At 37.8% G+C, this 17,075-nt stretch carries 17 protein-coding genes and 1 tRNA gene; 7 read left to right on the top strand and 11 right to left on the bottom strand.

Annotation, left to right across the window (positions count from 1 at the left end; genetic code table 11):
• The first annotated feature begins 249 nt into the window (after positions 1-249).
• Positions 250-1,548, top strand: coding sequence for an amidohydrolase (locus B9Y84_RS04365; RefSeq protein ID WP_085515856.1), 1,299 nt, complete (start codon positions 250-252; stop codon positions 1,546-1,548).
• Between the two features lie 130 nt (positions 1,549-1,678).
• Here the strand turns inward: B9Y84_RS04365 and B9Y84_RS04360 are convergent, their stop codons facing one another.
• The 8 genes from B9Y84_RS04360 to B9Y84_RS04325 form a co-directional block, all read right to left on the bottom strand.
• Positions 1,679-2,776 (bottom strand): alanine racemase, encoded by a 1,098-nt coding sequence (locus B9Y84_RS04360; RefSeq protein WP_085515855.1) that lies wholly within the window; start codon positions 2,774-2,776, stop codon positions 1,679-1,681.
• A gap of 2 nt (positions 2,777-2,778) precedes the next feature.
• A complete protein-coding gene (locus tag B9Y84_RS04355; protein ID WP_085515854.1) occupies positions 2,779-3,534 on the bottom strand; it encodes a GIN domain-containing protein in 756 nt (251 codons plus the stop codon).
• Entirely contained in the window at positions 3,522-4,607 is a 1,086-nt protein-coding gene (locus B9Y84_RS04350) for an acyloxyacyl hydrolase (RefSeq protein ID WP_176223708.1), read from the bottom strand. Before B9Y84_RS04350 ends, B9Y84_RS04355 begins: the two co-directional genes overlap by 13 nt.
• Positions 4,608-4,619: 12 nt before the next feature.
• Positions 4,620-5,414 carry a thymidylate synthase gene (locus tag B9Y84_RS04345; RefSeq protein WP_085515852.1) on the bottom strand — a complete coding sequence of 265 codons (795 nt, stop codon included), beginning with the start codon at positions 5,412-5,414 and terminating at the stop codon, positions 4,620-4,622.
• A gap of 54 nt (positions 5,415-5,468) precedes the next feature.
• Positions 5,469-5,714 (bottom strand): hypothetical protein, encoded by a 246-nt coding sequence (locus tag B9Y84_RS04340; RefSeq protein ID WP_085515851.1) that lies wholly within the window; start codon positions 5,712-5,714, stop codon positions 5,469-5,471.
• A 5-nt stretch (positions 5,715-5,719) separates the two neighbouring features.
• Positions 5,720-6,919, bottom strand: coding sequence for a thiolase family protein (locus B9Y84_RS04335; RefSeq protein ID WP_085516039.1), 1,200 nt, complete (start codon positions 6,917-6,919; stop codon positions 5,720-5,722).
• Positions 6,920-7,125: 206 nt separating this feature from the next.
• Positions 7,126-8,103: a PorP/SprF family type IX secretion system membrane protein gene (locus B9Y84_RS04330; protein ID WP_085515850.1), complete on the bottom strand. Its 978-nt coding sequence runs from the start codon at positions 8,101-8,103 to the stop codon at positions 7,126-7,128.
• Positions 8,104-8,351: 248 nt separating this feature from the next.
• Entirely contained in the window at positions 8,352-9,011 is a 660-nt protein-coding gene (locus tag B9Y84_RS04325; RefSeq protein WP_176223724.1) for an ABC transporter ATP-binding protein, read from the bottom strand.
• A gap of 212 nt (positions 9,012-9,223) precedes the next feature.
• Here B9Y84_RS04325 and sucC point away from each other — a divergent pair, with 212 nt between their 5' ends.
• A complete protein-coding gene (gene sucC / locus B9Y84_RS04320; RefSeq protein WP_085515848.1) occupies positions 9,224-10,435 on the top strand; it encodes an ADP-forming succinate--CoA ligase subunit beta in 1,212 nt (403 codons plus the stop codon).
• An 84-nt stretch (positions 10,436-10,519) separates the two neighbouring features.
• Positions 10,520-10,593: transfer RNA gene (locus tag B9Y84_RS04315), tRNA-Arg, on the top strand.
• A 270-nt stretch (positions 10,594-10,863) separates the two neighbouring features.
• Here the strand turns inward: B9Y84_RS04315 and B9Y84_RS04310 are convergent.
• The 3 genes from B9Y84_RS04310 to B9Y84_RS04300 all read right to left on the bottom strand — a co-directional run bounded on the left by B9Y84_RS04310 (position 10,864) and on the right by B9Y84_RS04300 (position 12,694).
• Positions 10,864-11,508 (bottom strand): hypothetical protein, encoded by a 645-nt coding sequence (locus B9Y84_RS04310; protein WP_085515847.1) that lies wholly within the window; start codon positions 11,506-11,508, stop codon positions 10,864-10,866.
• 478 nt (positions 11,509-11,986) lie between these two features.
• The gene (locus B9Y84_RS04305) at positions 11,987-12,379 is read right to left on the bottom strand and encodes a helix-turn-helix domain-containing protein (protein ID WP_245830817.1); all 393 of its coding nucleotides are present in this window, start codon (positions 12,377-12,379) and stop codon (positions 11,987-11,989) included.
• A gap of 12 nt (positions 12,380-12,391) precedes the next feature.
• On the bottom strand, positions 12,392-12,694 hold the full coding sequence (locus B9Y84_RS04300) for a type II toxin-antitoxin system HigB family toxin (RefSeq protein WP_085515846.1): 303 nt from the start codon (positions 12,692-12,694) through the stop codon (positions 12,392-12,394).
• A gap of 246 nt (positions 12,695-12,940) precedes the next feature.
• On the opposite strand from B9Y84_RS04300, the gene B9Y84_RS04295 reads away from it, so the two are divergent.
• The 4 genes from B9Y84_RS04295 to B9Y84_RS04285 all read left to right on the top strand — a co-directional run bounded on the left by B9Y84_RS04295 (position 12,941) and on the right by B9Y84_RS04285 (position 16,916).
• On the top strand, positions 12,941-14,500 hold the full coding sequence (locus tag B9Y84_RS04295; protein WP_085516037.1) for a type I restriction-modification system subunit M: 1,560 nt from the start codon (positions 12,941-12,943) through the stop codon (positions 14,498-14,500).
• Positions 14,501-14,512: 12 nt separating this feature from the next.
• On the top strand, positions 14,513-15,778 hold the full coding sequence (locus B9Y84_RS04290; protein ID WP_176223707.1) for a restriction endonuclease subunit S: 1,266 nt from the start codon (positions 14,513-14,515) through the stop codon (positions 15,776-15,778).
• A 642-nt stretch (positions 15,779-16,420) separates the two neighbouring features.
• On the top strand, positions 16,421-16,588 hold the full coding sequence (locus tag B9Y84_RS20545) for a hypothetical protein (RefSeq protein ID WP_176223706.1): 168 nt from the start codon (positions 16,421-16,423) through the stop codon (positions 16,586-16,588).
• Positions 16,589-16,643: 55 nt separating this feature from the next.
• A complete protein-coding gene (locus B9Y84_RS04285) occupies positions 16,644-16,916 on the top strand; it encodes a GIY-YIG nuclease family protein (RefSeq protein WP_245830816.1) in 273 nt (90 codons plus the stop codon).
• Positions 16,917-17,075: the final 159 nt, after the last annotated feature.

The following is a 17,075-nucleotide window of genomic DNA, read 5'->3' as shown; positions in this document are numbered from 1 at the left end:
ATTTGGTAGTTCTGTGCATCATTGCGAGGAACGAAGCTATCTAAAGCATGCGATAACTACCTTAATTGCTTCACCCTAAAGGTATTCGTAATGACGATATTAGCTAGCAAATGTAGGGTGCGAACTGAGTAAGGTGTGCCAGCTCAACGGTTTCTGTTTTTTAATAGTAGCTATTTGCAGTTACAATCATTTTCCTCTAATTCTTTAAATTATTTCAATATATTTAAGCCTGATTAAAATCTAAACTGTATGAAAAAGCTATATCCTCTTCTAATTGCCTTATTTATTACTCCATCAATTTCCTTCTCACAGGATTTACACAAAATTGCTTTAGAGAAAGCTGACGAGATCGAAGAAAAGGTAGTGGAATGGAGAAGATATTTTCATGAAAATCCTGAATTATCTAATAGGGAATATAAAACGGGGGAGAAAATTGCAGAGCATTTAAAAAGTTTAGGGCTAGAAGTGGAAACTGGCATTGCTCATACAGGAGTAGTTGGATTATTGAAAGGCGGAAAGCCAGGACCAGTAGTAGGATTAAGAGCTGATATCGATGCTTTGCCTGTAACAGAGCGAAATGATTTAGCTTTTAAATCAGAAGTTGTGACCGAGTACAATGGTCAAGAAACAGGCGTAATGCATGCCTGTGGTCACGATACTCACATTGCTATTATGATGGGAGTTGCAGAAGTATTCAGCGAAATGAAAGAAGATATTCCTGGTACCATCAAATTCATTTTTCAACCCGCAGAAGAAGGAGTCCCCGCAGGAGAACGAGGTGGAGCTAAAATGATGGTAGAAGAAGGTGTATTGAAAAACCCAGATGTAGAGGCAATCTTTGGCTTGCACATCAATGCAGGTACTACAGTGGGACATATCAAGTACAAGCAAGAAGGTATTATGGCAGCTTCGGATAGGTTCACCATCACTATTAAAGGTCAGCAGGCCCATGGTTCAACTCCTTGGGCGAGTGTTGATCCAATTGCCATTTCGGCCAGAATCATCAATGGACTCCAATATATCATTTCGCGAAATGCAGAATTAACAAATGAAGCTGCTGTAATTACGGTCGGAATAATGAAAGGAGGAGTTCGATATAATATCATTCCCGAAGAGGCATATTTGGAGGGTACAATACGAACGCTTGATGAGGAGATGAGAAAAATGATTCACGAGAAAATAAAAATTACCGCAGAGAAAATTGCTGAAATTGAAGGTGCTACCGTAGAAGTTGAAATCACTGAAAATGCTCCTTTAACTTATAATGAACCAGCTTTAACCCAAAAAATGGCTTCATCTCTACAAAAAACAGTGGGAGCTGATAAATTGCACGTCATGAAAGCCATTACGGGGGCAGAGGATTTTTCTTATTTTCAAAATGAAATCCCTGGTTTATATTTCTTCATAGGTGGAAAACCAATGGAAGAACCGGAGGGGCAAGCCCTTGGAGGACATCATACACCTGATTTTTATATTGACGAAAGTGGTATGATTACTGGCGTTAAAGCTTTTATTAACTTGACCTTGGATTATCTGCAGGGGGAGTAGTGGGTATTAAGAAGTGAGAATTTTGTTTTAGGTAATAAGTTTTAGGTTTTAAAAATGAGGGGATTTTTGACTTTAGCTCTAAAGTTTCAAGATGGTAGTTAACTTGTTAACAAGCCAACTTGAAAACTTGTCAACTTTGATACCGAAACATCTCAATTCCTTCGCCATCTAAAGTATAATATTTACTCATCAAATTGGCTGTAAGACATGAATGAATAGGTAGAATATATAGCAGATCACCAATTTTAATAGAATCAAAATCTTGATCAGGAACATGGAGTGTTCCGTGTTCCTGAGATAATTTTTTCACAAACCAGCCTTCTTTTGGCTGACCCCAGCCTTTTCGTTCGGGTTCAGCTATTAAACCATAAATGGTTTGACCATCCTTTTGTATTTGGTCTTTAGAGAAATGTATGGCACCGCCATAAATTATCACTTCATTTCTATCGGGATGCTTAGCCACCACTGGACAAGCCATAGCGACAGCAATATCTTCATAGCCGCAAGAACCAATTTCTGCTTGCATCACATCATAGAAAACAAAATTTCCAGGGCGCATTTCATCTATATGCTCAAAATTTTCAGAAACACTGCAAGTAGGAGTGTCCCCATTTGATATTATGAGATCTGGATATTGATTTTGGAAATGGTTTTTCAGCCGTATCATTTTTTCTGATGTATGGGCGTGAATTTTATTGATTTCTTTTTTTCCTTTGGCCCGATAAGTATGTCCTGCATGCTGTAAGAATCCTTTGATAGTAATGAGAGGATTACTTTTCAATGCTTGAAGGATAGGTTCAATTTTTTCAAAATTTTCAGCGTCAAGACCAGTTCTGTGATAGCCGGCATCGATTTTTAAAAAGACGCCAATTGGGTGCTCTAAAAAGTCATTTAGTAGTTGAACAGTCTCAAGAGATTCAATGCAAAGGCTTAATTTTATCTTTCCGGCAAGATCGTTGACCGTGGTATATTCTAAAACATTGAGTGGAAAAGCCACCGTTACATCAACCCAACCGGCATTATAGAAATATTTAGCCATTTCTAGTGAGGAAACCGCACATTTATCAATGCCATATTCTTTAAACCATTCTCCAACTTTTTTGGATTGATGGGTTTTAAAATGAGGCCTTAAAGAGCTGTTTAGATGCTTTGAGCGCGCAATCATTTTTTCAATATTCAAACGGCATTTCTGCTCATTAAGCAGTAAGGTTGGTTTTGTAATATTCATAACTACTCTTGGTCTAAATGAATCAATTCTCCTCCATTGCTTACTTTCACCTTTACGCCAGGATTGCCTTTATAAAGGATTCGTCCTGCATTTTCTATGCTACCAATTAGGCTATCTTTTACATTAACAGTAATGTCATTATAGCCTCTTTGCAATACATTTGCTCTATTGACAATTAAGTGCTGACAATCGTACTTCCCATCATTAAAATATGCGTTGGCAGTCAAGTTTTTGGATTTTCCAGCCAACTTAAAATAGGTTGAAGAATTACTTAATATAGTGGTATTGCTATTATTAAAATTTAAATTCACCTCATTGGTCGCACTTTCAATACGAATACTAAAATTTTTCCGAATCGTATCTGCATTAGATATTTGTCCATTGCTGAGGCATAAGATATTAATAGAGCTTTTGTCGGTATACCATTTTAATTTTGGCTTTTGAAAATCCCGAGTCCAATCACAAAAACTTTGATTGAAAAAACTAAGGGAATCATTTTCCAGCTCCATTACAATTTCAGGAATCAGGTTTGCTCCATAAGTCAATTCAAAATATTCACGGTCTGAATCTGCTATTTCTAATTCTATATTGTCATGGATAAGTAGTTCCGTAAAATCAGGGAAATCGTCAATGGTAATAGTCGTTACTTCTCCCGACTTTTTGAAGCAATCAAATGCATCTTCCGAATTGCAGGCTTGTACTACTGTGAATGCTAAGAATAATAGTAAATAGTGTGCTGTAGTCTTTAAAACCTCCATCCCAATCCTATTTCTGCTTGTTCTGCTGTGGCCGCATGTGTTTTCAAAGCTACTTGTGCCATAATGTTTTCATGAAACTGATACCGTAATCCGGCTCTTAGATATATGGGCATATTCGATTTGCTAGGATTGTATACGTATACTCCCGCTTGTGTTATAAACCCTAATTTCCCAAACTTTAGTTCATGACCTATCAACAATCCTAGTCTTTTAAAATCTGCTGTTTCTGCATCACCATTAATCCTAAACCAATCCGTTGCAATTTGTTCCTTTAAAGAATAACTGTGGAAATATTCGATTCCTATGCCCCAGTCGCTTTTAGGATTAACGTATTTTTGACCGAATACTAGTAAGTTAAAAAAGGGTAGAGGCTCTCTCACTTGCAAAGTTCGCGTGTTCCTGCCACTGCTTAGCAATAAATAGAGTTGGTAAGGGGTCTTGTCTAAAGGAACAATATCTCGAGTCTCCGTTTCTGTTTGGCTTTTGATTTTGTAAGACATCCCCATGTTGGCCGTTATAATATTGACGCCTCTATTGGGAGCTCTTTGAGCACCATTGCTGGCATGTGTGAGATTTAAATTGGGTGTTAAGCTTATCTCCTCATTAAGCTTAATTTCATATGTCAAGCGAGTTTGCAATAGATAAGTAATGGTACTGGTGACCATATTGTTCTGATTGTTCGTTTCCCTGTCATAAGGATTTGTGCTATATACCAGACCCGTCCCAATTCGAAAAAATAAAGCTGTATTTTCAGTTCTCTTTAGCGGTAAATCCATAGCGGCAGACCCCACCACTAAATGACCCAATTTAGGGTTCTTCAAGTCATAGTAGGATATGCCATAGCTAACAATTGGCTTGTTATAGAGATTTTCCCATTCCCTTTTTCCATTTAGTTTCTGCTGCAGACTCAACTCAATACCACTCGGATGAGAGTTCGCTAAATGCCCAACATGTTCATTATGCTTTAAAATAAAGCCTTTTATCACTTGCCCGTTTAGCGACCAATCATAGTGTTGTGCAAACGTGGGAAGACTAAACGTTAAAATAATAACAGCAAGTAGTAAATTTTTCAAAACACTTGTAATTTAAACCGCAACGGGTGCTTTAATGTGAGGATGATGCTGATAGTCCACTAATTCAAAATCCTCGAATTTGAAATCAAAAATGTTTTTGACATCAGGATTGATTTTCATTTTCGGGAGCGGGTACTGTTCTCTCGATAATTGCAGTTCCGTTTGTTCCATATGATTAGAATAGAGATGTGCATCTCCCAAAGTGTGTATAAAATCACCCGGTTCTAAATCACAAACTTGAGCTACCATCATCGTCAATAGAGCATAAGAGGCAATATTAAAAGGAACTCCTAAAAATACATCTGCAGAACGCTGATATAGCTGGCAACTTAATTTACCATCCGCTACATAAAACTGAAATAATGCGTGGCAAGGAGGTAAGGCCATATTGGGAACATCTGAAACATTCCAAGCACTGACCATTATTCTTCTTGAATTAGGGGTGTTCTTTATTTGGTCTATTATCTGACTGATTTGGTCGATATGTTTTCCGTCAGGGGTGGGCCAATTTCTCCATTGAGAACCATATACAGGACCTAGTTCACCATTTTCATCTGCCCATTCATCCCATATAGAAACTCCGTTTTCTTTTAGGTATTTAATATTCGTTTCTCCCTTCAAAAACCAAAGCAGTTCATGAATAATAGACCGTAAATGTAATTTCTTGGTAGTAACTACCGGGAAACCTTCTGATAAATCAAATCGCATTTGGTAGCCAAATACACTAATTGTTCCAGTTCCTGTTCGATCTCCTTTTTGAACACCATTGTCCAAAATATGCTTCATTAATTCGTGATACTGCTTCATTTTGTTAAAGATTTACGGTAATTAAAGGATATATTATTTTTGAATCGAAAATGACTATTTATGAAACATCATATAATATAACACAAAATGTGAAATAGTCACCAACACTAGTCTAGCCAATTCCACTCTATTTCTCTGCGATTTCTCTGTTTTGGTATACAGAAAATAGAATACTGCATAGTAAGGAATCGGCAGCGCAATAAAAACCAGTTCTGGAATAGGAAGCTTTCCCATGATGATGATCACTGCTGGTATCCAATAAATAAATGATGAAAAACGTTTTGCTCTTTCTAAATCCATTTTGTTTATAGTTTTTCGTAAATAATAGCTGCTCCTTGACCAACGCCCACGCACATTGTAGCTAATCCGTATTTCACATTTTCTCTTTTTTGCATCTCATGCAAAAGTGTAGCAGAGATTCTAGTTCCGCTGGCACCTAGTGGATGACCAATAGCAATAGAACCACCATTAACATTTACGATTTCAGGATTTAAACCTAATTCCTGGATGCAGGCGATCGATTGAGAGGCAAAAGCTTCATTCAATTCAATCAAGTCTAAATCGGTAATTTGTAAACCTGCTCTTTTCAAAGCTTTCAAAGTGGCTGGCACTGGTCCCATCCCCATGGTGTCAGGGCTTACTCCCGCGATAGCCATGCTGACTACTCTTGCTATTGGTTTTAAATTGAATTTCTTTAATGTTTCTTCATTTACCACCAAGCAAGCTGCCGATCCATCATTTACTCCACTTGCATTTCCAGCGGTAACAGAGCCATCTTTTTTAAAAGCTGGTTTTAAGGAAGCTAATTTTTCAACAGAAGAAAGCCTTGGGTGTTCATCTTTATCGAAAACGACATTTTCTGCTTTTCTTTGAGGGACCAAAACAGGAACCAATTCATCACTGAATTTCCCTGTTTTATGAGCTGCATCATATTTAAGCTGGGAGCTATGAGCAAATTCATCTTGTGCTTCTCTGCTAATCTTCCATTTTTCTGCTACGTTTTCAGCGGTTTCACCCATCGCAAATGGATAATGCATATTGGCTAATTTTGGATTGATGAATCTCCAACCAATGGTAGTGTCGTAGACTTCAGGTACTCTGGAATAAGCTGTTTCTGCTTTTGCCATCACAAAAGGGGCCCGTGTCATACTTTCGACACCTCCTGCTATGAAAGCTTCTCCATCCCCAAGCATGGTTGCTCGACTTGCATCCATAATAGATTGCAGACCTGAGGCACATAATCTATTGACAGTGACTCCACCCACTTCAATAGGCAAGCCTGCCAATAATCCTGCCATACGGGCAACATTTCTATTGTCTTCCCCTGCTTGATTAGCAGCGCCAAACATCACATCTTCTAAAAGAGTCTTATCAAAATTGGGCTGCCGTTCTACTATGCTTTTAATAATATGAGCTGCTAAGTCATCAGGTCTGATGCTGCTCAATGTACCTCCAAATTTGCCTACGGGGGTTCTTGCGATGTCTACTATATATGCTGTTTTGATCATTTCCATTAATTTACAAAAGCGAAATTAAGCTTTTTAAATTCAAGCTGAAAATGAGAAGAGAAATTGTTATTCTTGTTTATGTTTTTTTTAATTGCAAATGCTATTGAGTTGTTTAGGAAAGGAAAAGGGCAGATTGCCTACGCAATCTACCCAACTCATCATCATCCATCATTTGAGGTCATCACTCCTCAAATATTTTTAAATTATCTCAAGTTTTTATAGAGGTCGGGACATTTTCCTTTATAGTTTTTACTGGGGTCTTTGCCTTTCCACTGAAACCTGTAAGACATCGTAAATTCATTAGTCGCGCCATAATTAACTTGTGCATTTTGCATGCTATGATCGTAGCTGTAGCCTATGTTAAATTGTTGGAAAGATAATCCCAATGTAAAAACCAAGGCTTGTTTAATTCTGTACCAGCTTCCTATTGTCAGAAAGTTATTATTCCAATAGCCTCCCACATTCAAATAGTCCATGCTCGCTTGATTTTCATACACAATGGAAGGAGTAAAGGAATAGGACTTTTTGCTGTAAGCGTATTTTTGAAAGCTGTAAGCTATATGCGCTGTATATCTTCTTGGTAAAATGGCGTCAGATTCTGGATTGAATCTTTCTTTGGGGGTATTGATATGAGAAACGTTTATGCCTGCAACTAGATTTTCAGCAGCATATATAAATCCAACTCCTACATCGAACATCTGGGATCTAGATTGACCAAATCTTTCGGCAGTTGGGTAGCGATTGCTGCTTCCTGCCACCATTTGATCTTCAAAAGTTAGTTGGCTCCAGTTAAAAGATTTCTGGAAATAGTTTAGAGATATTCCACCACCAATTACGGCTCTATTGTTTAGTTCAATTCTATGAGAAAGCGTAGTTCCGACTGCATTATTATTGATCACTCTATCCATTTGCTGATCATTTAATGCGTGAATGGCCAATCCTGATTGTTTTCCTAAAGGAGAGTCGAAAGAAAAGTAGGAAGCATTATAAGCACTTAAATTACTCCACTGTTGTCTGTGAGCCAAGGTTAATCTTGGGTTTCCTTCAGAACCTGCCAGAGCGCTGTTTAGATAGATAGGAGTAGCATAAAACTGTGAGAAGTAAACATCTTGAGCGTTCAAGCTTAAATTCATAGACATTAGAAGTACTAATAGTGCTGAGATGCTAAGTAAATGTTTCATGATGATCTTGTTTTGATGAATGATAATGTAAAGATGGGGTGCTTTACCATTCTAAAAATCAGCAGAAAACGGAATTATGATGTAGGGGAAATACTTAGAAGAATTATGAATTATGAATTACGAATTATGAATTTTGAATTGAGATTGTAGAGTCAAGAAATAAGATTCAATTTAACTGGCCGGATAGCCAACCTGAAAATCTGAAAACTTGCAAACCTGTCAACTTGGAAACCTGCCAACTTGCCAACTCAATCTAATCGCGCTAATTTTCCGTCTTTCATCTCATGTCGCTCATCAGAGATCGCAGCGAGCTCTTTATTATGCGTAACGATTACGAAAGCCTGACCTAATTCATCTCTTAATTTTAGAAATAAGGAATGAAGTTCCTCCGCATTTTTGGAATCTAAATTACCACTAGGCTCATCCGCAAAAACAATAGAAGGATTGTTCATGAGGGCGCGGGCAACTGCTACTCTTTGCTGTTCACCACCACTGAGCTGCCCTGGTTTGTGTTGGGCTCTGGCCTCTATACCTAAGATCTTCATCAATTCTTGAGCTCTTTGCATAGATTCCTTTTCTTCCTTTTTGGAAATGTAAGCAGGAATCAAAATATTTTCTTCTGCCGTGAATTCGGGCAACAGATTATGAAATTGAAATATAAAGCCAATAGCATTATTTCTAAAACTCGATAATTTACTTCCTTTTAATTGACTAATATCCTCACCATTGAAATATAGTTCACCAAAGTCAGCCTGGTCTAAGGTACCCAATATATGGAGCAGAGTACTTTTTCCAGCGCCACTTGGTCCAACAATAGCGCAAATCTTAGCCGCATCTAACTGAAAATCAATGCCATCTAAAACCTTTAGCTCGCCATAGTGCTTTTGAATATTTTTTGCGCTTAAAATGCTCATGGCTCAAAGATAAAGAGAAACTAGAAACTAGAAACAAGAAACTAGATTTTAGATTCGAGAAATTTAGGTCTTGAATTTGTTAGCGGATTAAGTGGCTGGGCTATAATGCGTAAAACTCATAATTTTCAAATTTGTAATTCGTAATTGGCGATTCTGGTTGAATAATAATATTTATTGCCGTACATTCGCAGAAAAATTATCCAAGAATGAACATACACGAATATCAAGCCAAAGGAATACTTGAAAAGTACGGAGTAACCATTCAAAAAGGAATTGTTGCCAGTACACCGGAAGAAGCTACGGAAGCAGCTAAAAAGCTCAATGCAGAGACGGGAACTGAATGGTATGTGCTAAAAGCGCAAATCCATGCTGGAGGAAGAGGTAAAGGAAAAGTAAAGGAAACTGATTCTAATGGAGTTGTATTAGCTAAAAGCTTAGATGAAGTAGCACCGAAATCCAAAGCCATCTTAGGAGGTACATTGGTGACGCATCAAACCGGAGAAGAAGGTAAGCTCGTTAGCAAATTATTGGTAGCAGAGGATGTGTATTATCCAGGAGAAAATGAGCCTAAGGAATATTATGTAGGTATTTTATTGGATAGAGCGAAAGGATGTAATGTAATCATGGCTTCTACTGAAGGTGGAGTTGATATTGAAGATGTTGCAGAAAATACACCTGAGAAAATTTTCAAGGAGTGGATTGATCCTCGTGTTGGCTTACAAGGTTTCCAGGCTAGAAAAGTAGCCTTCAAATTAGGGCTAGAAGGCGAGGCCTTCAAAAATATGGTGAAATTCATTCATTCATTGTATGCTGCTTATGATGCAACAGACTCATCAATGTTTGAAATTAACCCGGTATTAAAAACATCAGACAATAAGATTTTAGCAGTAGATGCTAAAGTTGATATAGATGATTCTGCACTATACCGTCATAAGGATATAGCAGAAATGAGAGATAAGAGCGAGGAAGATCCTGCTGAAGTAGAAGCAAGTGAATCAGGCTTAAACTATGTGAAGTTAGACGGTGATGTGGGTTGTATGGTGAACGGAGCAGGTTTAGCAATGGCTACTATGGATATCATCAAATTATCTGGTGGTGAACCCGCTAATTTCCTGGATGTTGGCGGTAGTGCAAACGCACAGACTGTAGAAGCTGGCTTTAGAATCATTACTAAAGATCCTAATGTAAAAGCGATCTTGATCAATATCTTTGGTGGAATTGTTCGTTGTGACCGAGTTGCCAAAGGTGTGGTAGAAGCTTACAAAAACATTGACGGATTAGATTTGCCGATCATTGTTAGACTACAAGGTACTAATGCTGAGGAAGGTGCTAAAATCATACAGGAATCAGGCTTAAAAGTAACTTCTGCTATCGTATTGAAAGATGCAGCAGAAAGAGTAAAAGAAGCTTTAGCTTAATTAATTACGAATTGAATAATTACGAATTACGAATGGCAATACTAAAATTCGTAATTCGTAATTCACTAATTCTTAATTAGAAATGCACCCGTAGCTCAACTGGATAGAGTATCGGATTTCGGCTCCGAGGGTTGGGGGTTCGACTCCCTTCGGGTGTACTAATTTATCTTGAAAAGCCTCTCAAATTAATTTTTGAGGGGCTTTTTTGTTGCTTCTAGGCCTTTTGCTTTGAGGAGTGCCTGCTACTGTCTCGTCCTGATTTAACTTTACAGTTTTACAGTATCTTCCTGAGCCTTAATCACCCTTCCTGACTTAGGAAACCTTAAATCCTTTGATTAAAACGATTGATTTAATCACAGGAACCTTCTATAGTTGCGTTAATTCCGTTTCTTTCTCACCTCAGCTTTGGCCGTTGTTGTGTCGCTTTACTATTTCTCAAATTGAAACTCTTCATTAAGCTCAATAGTGACAACCTTAGCAGCAGGCACCAAACTCTCAGCAAATTCTATGATGGTATTTAGACGGGTCAATGGAATTTTTGAGGTTTCTTTTAGTTGGTTTGATTCAGGCTGATATAGATTATCAAGCCCTTTATCATACTCCTGGGTAATATAAGCTACATAGTCATGGTTAAAGCCTTCTATTTCACCTAAAAAATTTTGGTGTGCCGTATTGAATTGAACTAATGCCCTCAACATGTCGGGATCTAAGTCTTTTAACTGACCGCTCATTAATAGGGAGTTGATTATTTCTAATTGCCAATAATCGCCAGTAAACTGAACGTATGGTGGAACTTTCTTAATGGCGACAAGACTATCTAACTCATTTTTACAATCCGTAAAAAAAATAATAAAGCCGTTAGGGTTTTCGACCCTTCCTGAGCCATAAAAAGATTTTAAATCGGTATAAATTGCCCGGTAAATCTGAGTTTGCTGGTCTATTTTATTTTGTTCTTCCTTTCTTGAATTTAACCAAAATGCTAAGAATACACCGATAAATACAACCAAAAAGTCGAAGAAATATTTAGCTGTTTTTTGAAAGATTGATTTGAAAGAGATATTGTTTTTTTTCATTTTAATACGGATTAATGGTTCTGGGTAAATTTTCTAATTTTCAGTTAGTTAGGTTCATGTTTGATGAAACAAATTAGCAGTGTTTTTTTTAATAAATGCACGCTAATCAGTATAAAATGAGATGAAAGTGGTCATTATAGCTTTTATAACAGCAACTAAGCCTGAGAAAATTTAAGATTAAATAGCTTTCGTTCTGAGATGCTTATACCGTAAATATAAATGATTAATCATAAAAAGCATCCTAAGTATGTAGGTGTTATCGAAAAAACTGGTGAGTGGGGAAGGAGAGCAGGGAGCGATTGATTTTTCAAGGCTTTATATGAATATATAGATTATCACTCACAGTGAAGTTTTTTTAGGACCACAATGTAAAACTGGAAGGTAATTTTAAGACGAGTCAGTTTAATCGAACGCATTCCATTTACTTTTGAAAGCAAAAGTGATGCGCTTGCTTCAGGAGCGTTTACTTACTAAAGTTTTAGGCAAGCTCATAGTCCTGAACCAGTACTTTTTCAGGAATTTTCAATTCTTGACTTAATTTTCTGATCATATTAAGACTTAGTTTTCTCTTCCTATTCAAAATAAGTGAAGCCATAGATTTACCGCCAACTATTTTTCCTAAATCGGTGGGTGAAAGATTTTCTTCTTCCATTACATACTTAATAGCTTCAATAGGGGAAGGTAAATCGAAAACATAATGATCATCCTCATATTTTTCTACCAAAAGACTTAATACTTCTAATAGATCATATTCAGGAGTTCCGGGTACTGCATCCATAAGCTTCTCAATTTTGCTTAATGCAGCATCATAATCAGCTTCATTTCTGATTGGCTTGATTATTTCTTTTGGATATGGTAATTGTTCTACCAATTTCTTTCTCTTTTAATAATTATTTACTGTTTCTGGATCTATTTTATCGTATGCTGAATGTGTATCGATAAATTTGATGTAAACTAACTTTAGCGGATAGTTTACTTTAACAATTAATCTATAATCGTTTTTGTTTATATTAAATACAATTCGATTATTTTTGATTGTTCTAGCTTTTGAAAAGTCATGCTTTACATCAGTTGGCCGATCCCAATTAGCCTCTTTAACTTTAACAATCCATAGATTGATACTCGTTTTGATTTCGGGATGCTCTTCTATGGCACTGGCTAAGGTTCTCTTTGTAATAATTTTCATTCCGTTCTTTAAATTTAATTCTGCCGATGTTCATTTTTTCGATTTTCATAATTGTTTTGTTTAATTTAAGTTTGACAAATATAATAAATAGTTTGCAATTTGCAAACTTGCAAAACTAAATACAATACTGACTAGTATAAAATGCTACCAAACTTTTACCCGCCTTTAGCTTTTCCAACAATCATTTTCCCTTAAATTAGCCCCTGCAAATTGGATGATCTGCCATCCTTAGCTGAACCAAACCCTATGACTGAAGAAAAACAACGCTTAGAACAGCAACTCTGGAATATTGCCAATACCCTCAGAGGAAAAATGGATGCCGATGATTTTCGGGATTACATCTTGGGCTTTATCTTCTATAAGTACTTAAGCAGGAAAATGGAAATCTATGCCAATGAAATTCTGGCTCCAGACAAGCTGACTTATGATGATATAAAAGAGGAGAGTCCAGAAGGGCAAGAGTACCTGGAAGCCATTAAAGCAGAAGCATTGGAGGCATTGGGATACTTTCTTAAGCCATCGGAGCTGTTTTACCAGTTGGGGGCAAGAGGCAATGCAGACGGCAAGAGCAAATTTATTCTTGACGACCTTACTAAGGTGCTGAACAACATCGCCCAGAGTACCATGGGGACGGACAGTGAGGAAGACTTCGATAACCTTTTTGAAGATTTGGACTTGACTAGCAGCAAGCTAGGGAAGACGGAAAATGCCAAAAATGAGTTGATTGTGAAAGTCATGAGCCATTTGGAGCAAATCGACTTTAAGTTGGAAGACAGCGAAGCCGATGTATTGGGTGATGCTTACGAATACCTCATCGGGCAATTTGCCAGTGGGGCAGGGAAGAAGGCAGGTGAGTTTTATACTCCGCAACAAGTCAGTAAGCTGTTGGCAGCCATGGTCACCACCGGCAAAGAAAAGCTGAAAAGTGTTTATGACCCTACCTGTGGTTCTGGTTCGCTATTGCTGCGTGTGTCTAAACAGGTGAAAGAAGTAGGCAAGTTCTACGGGCAGGAGATGAACCCTACCACTTACAACTTATGCCGAATGAACATGATTATGCATGCTGTGCATTACCGTAGATTCGATATTAAAAATGAAAATACCTTAGAGCAGCCGCAGCATATCGATGAGCGCTTTGAAGCCATTGTAGCCAATCCGCCATTTTCTGCCAAGTGGAATCCTGATGCGGTGATTAATGACGACCGCTTTTCTGCTTATGGCAAATTAGCCCCAAGCAGTAAGGCCGATTTCGCCTTTGTGCAGCATATGGTACACCAATTGTCTGAGGATGGCAACATGGCCTGCGTATTACCGCATGGGGTTTTGTTTAGAGGCGCAGCCGAGGGGCATATCAGAGAATATTTAATTAAAGACAAAAATTACCTCGATGCCGTAATAGGCCTGCCCGCTAATATTTTTTATGGCACCAGTATTCCTACTTGTGTGTTGGTATTGAAAAAACAACGGACACATGAAAAAGATGTGCTGTTTATAGATGCCAGCCAGCATTTTGAGAAGGTAAAAACCCAGAATTACCTGCGGGAAGAAGACCTCACTAAAATTATTGATACCTACCGAGAGCGCAAGGCTGAAGACAAATACAGCTATGTAGCCAGCTTGCAAGAAATAGCGGAGAACGACTACAACCTGAACATACCGCGCTATGTGGATACCTTTGAAGAAGAAGAGCCAGTGGACTTAACCGCTGTAGCCCAAGAGTTGAAAGGCTTGGAAAAGGATATGAAAAGCACCGACCAGACCATAGCGGATTATTGCAAGGAGTTAGGTGTTGAAAGCCCATTTTAAAGTAGGATGAGGATGAAAACGACTGAAAAAATGGTGCCTGAATTAAGGTTTAAGGAGTTTGAGGGAGCATGGAAAGAATCTAAACTTTCCGATTATATTGAATTTATTTCAGGGTATGCTTTCAAAAGCAATGAAATGAAAAGCGACAGGAGCAATTTTCAAATCATTAAAATGTCTAATGTTTATAAAAGTAAATTACAATTAGATAGAAGTCCTTCATATTGGGAAAAAATTAGTAAGAAGGAGAAGAAATCACTGTTACGAGAAAAAGATATCATTTTAACCTTGACAGGAACCGTTGGAAAGAAAGATTATGGATATTCTGTTGTGATTCCTGAGAATAATAAATTTCTGCTTAATCAAAGGTTAGTATGCCTAAGGTTTAAAGAGAAAATTAGTGATGGAGACTTTATAAACAATTTAATTAAAACCTCTCGGTTCTATTATTCTTTCTTCAATGAATCAAAAGGAGGTACAGGAAACCAGTCAAATGTCGGTGTTGAAGATTTAAGAAATATTAAATTAAACATTCCCTCCCTCCCCGAACAAGAAAAAATAGCGTCTTTTTTGTCTGCGGTGGATGAAAAGATTAGCCAGCTAAGCCGCAAAAAGGAGCTATTGGGGCAATACAAAAAGGGCATGATGCAAAAGCTTTTTCCACCAGCTGGCGGACAAGTACCAGAAATCCGCTTTAAAGATGATAATGGCAATGATTTTCCTCATTGGGAAGAGAAGAAGTTGGGGAATATAAGTAAAATAATTACTGGTAGTACTCCACCTACAAACGAAAGGAAATTTTATGATGGTGATAAACTTTTTGTTTCTCCTGCAGATGTATCTGAAAACAGAATTGTAAATAATACTAAAGCTAAACTTACGGAGGAAGGATTAAACAAAGGTAGGAAGATTAATAAAGGCTCTGTCTTATTTGTATGCATAGGTTCAACAATTGGTAAAGTTGCTCAGGCTGGAAAAGAATGTATCACCAATCAACAAATTAATGCTGTAGAAGGATTAGATGATTATGAAAATGACTTTATTTATTATCTATTGCTTTTAAATGGAAAGAAAATAAAGTTGCTAGCCGGAGTTCAAGCAGTCCCCCAGATAAATAAAACTGAATTTTCTAAACTAAAATTTAAGTATCCATCAATAAGGGAACAACAAAAAATAGCCAATTACTTATCTGCTTTAGATGCTAAAATAGCAGGGGTGGAGCAGCAAATCAGCCAAGCCCAACGCTTTAAAAAAGGCTTATTGCAAAAGATGTTTGTTTAATTTACGACCGTCATTGCGAGCCTGCCTGTCGGCAGACAGGGGAGGCACGACCGAAGCAATCTCACCTTAGCTTTCGTCATTGTTAATGCCTATGAGGTGAAGCAATCTTAATATTTAGCAAATATTTTGATATGAATTCAAATTGTATGACATTTGAATTAACAGTACTCACCACGCTACCCGTAGAACAGCGTCCCAGGGTGAGTCTTTTGTTTTTATAGCCCTTCCAAATAGTATTCAATAATTTTTCAGAGCGTCATTGCGAGTCCCTTTAGGGCGAAGCAATCTAATGCTTGCTACTCCTACCATAAGATTGCTTCGTTTCACTCGCAATGACGCATGGAAATCCCCAATGAATACTTGATTATAAACTTCAGTGCCATTGATTACCTTCATTGCGAATCCCTTCAGGGTGAAGCAATCCTCAGTTTGCTATTCCTACCATGAGATTGCTTCCTTGCACTCGCAATGACGCACGGAATTCGCAGTCAATACTTGATTATAATCGGCAATGCCATTAATTACCGTCATGCGAGTCCCTTTAGGGCGAAGCAATCAACAGCTTGCTATTCTTACCATGAGATTGCTTCGTTTCACTCGCAATGACGCAAGATTCAGGCTTTCTATTGTACTTATACTTCAATGCCATTAATTACCGTCATTGCGAATCCCTTTAGGGTGAAGCAATCTAATGCTTGCTACTCCTACCATAAGATTGCTTCTTACCCTGCCGGATGGGCAGATAAACTCGCAATGACGCACTTAACAAACCTTCCAGTGATGCATGAAGCAGATGTGCAATGTTTATGAAAACCTAAAAGTTTCCTAACTTGGTATTATGGTAAAAGGTGGTGCAATATACATTATGGCAAACAAGTCTCATAGCACCTTATATACAGGTGTCACCTCTGACTTGTACAGCCGGGTAGTAGAGCATAAACAAAAAATACACCCAAAAAGCTTTACAGCAAAGTACAATTGTAATAAACTGGTCTACTTCGAATCCTTTCATGACATAGAGGAAGCTATAGCCCGAGAAAAACAAATCAAAGGAGGCTCCAGAGCCAAGAAAATTGCTTTAATCGAATCTATGAATCCAGAATGGAATGACTTGTTTGAGAAAGTAAAGGAGTGGTAATATTTGTAGACTACCGTCATTGAGAGGGACCATGAGATTGCTTCGTTCCTCGCAATGACGCACGGAAATAGGACCGTCATTGCGAATGAAGCGCAGCGGAATGTGGCAATCCCGCTTTTACTCCCGTCATCGCGAGGGAGGCATGACCGCAGCAATCTC

The sequence above is a fragment of the Marivirga sericea genome (assembly GCF_900177665.1).
Taxonomy (GTDB): Bacteria; Bacteroidota; Bacteroidia; order Cytophagales; family Cyclobacteriaceae; genus Marivirga; species Marivirga sericea.
The sequence above is the reverse complement of the archived record's forward strand: the minus strand, read 5'-3'. Positions and strand labels throughout refer to the sequence as shown.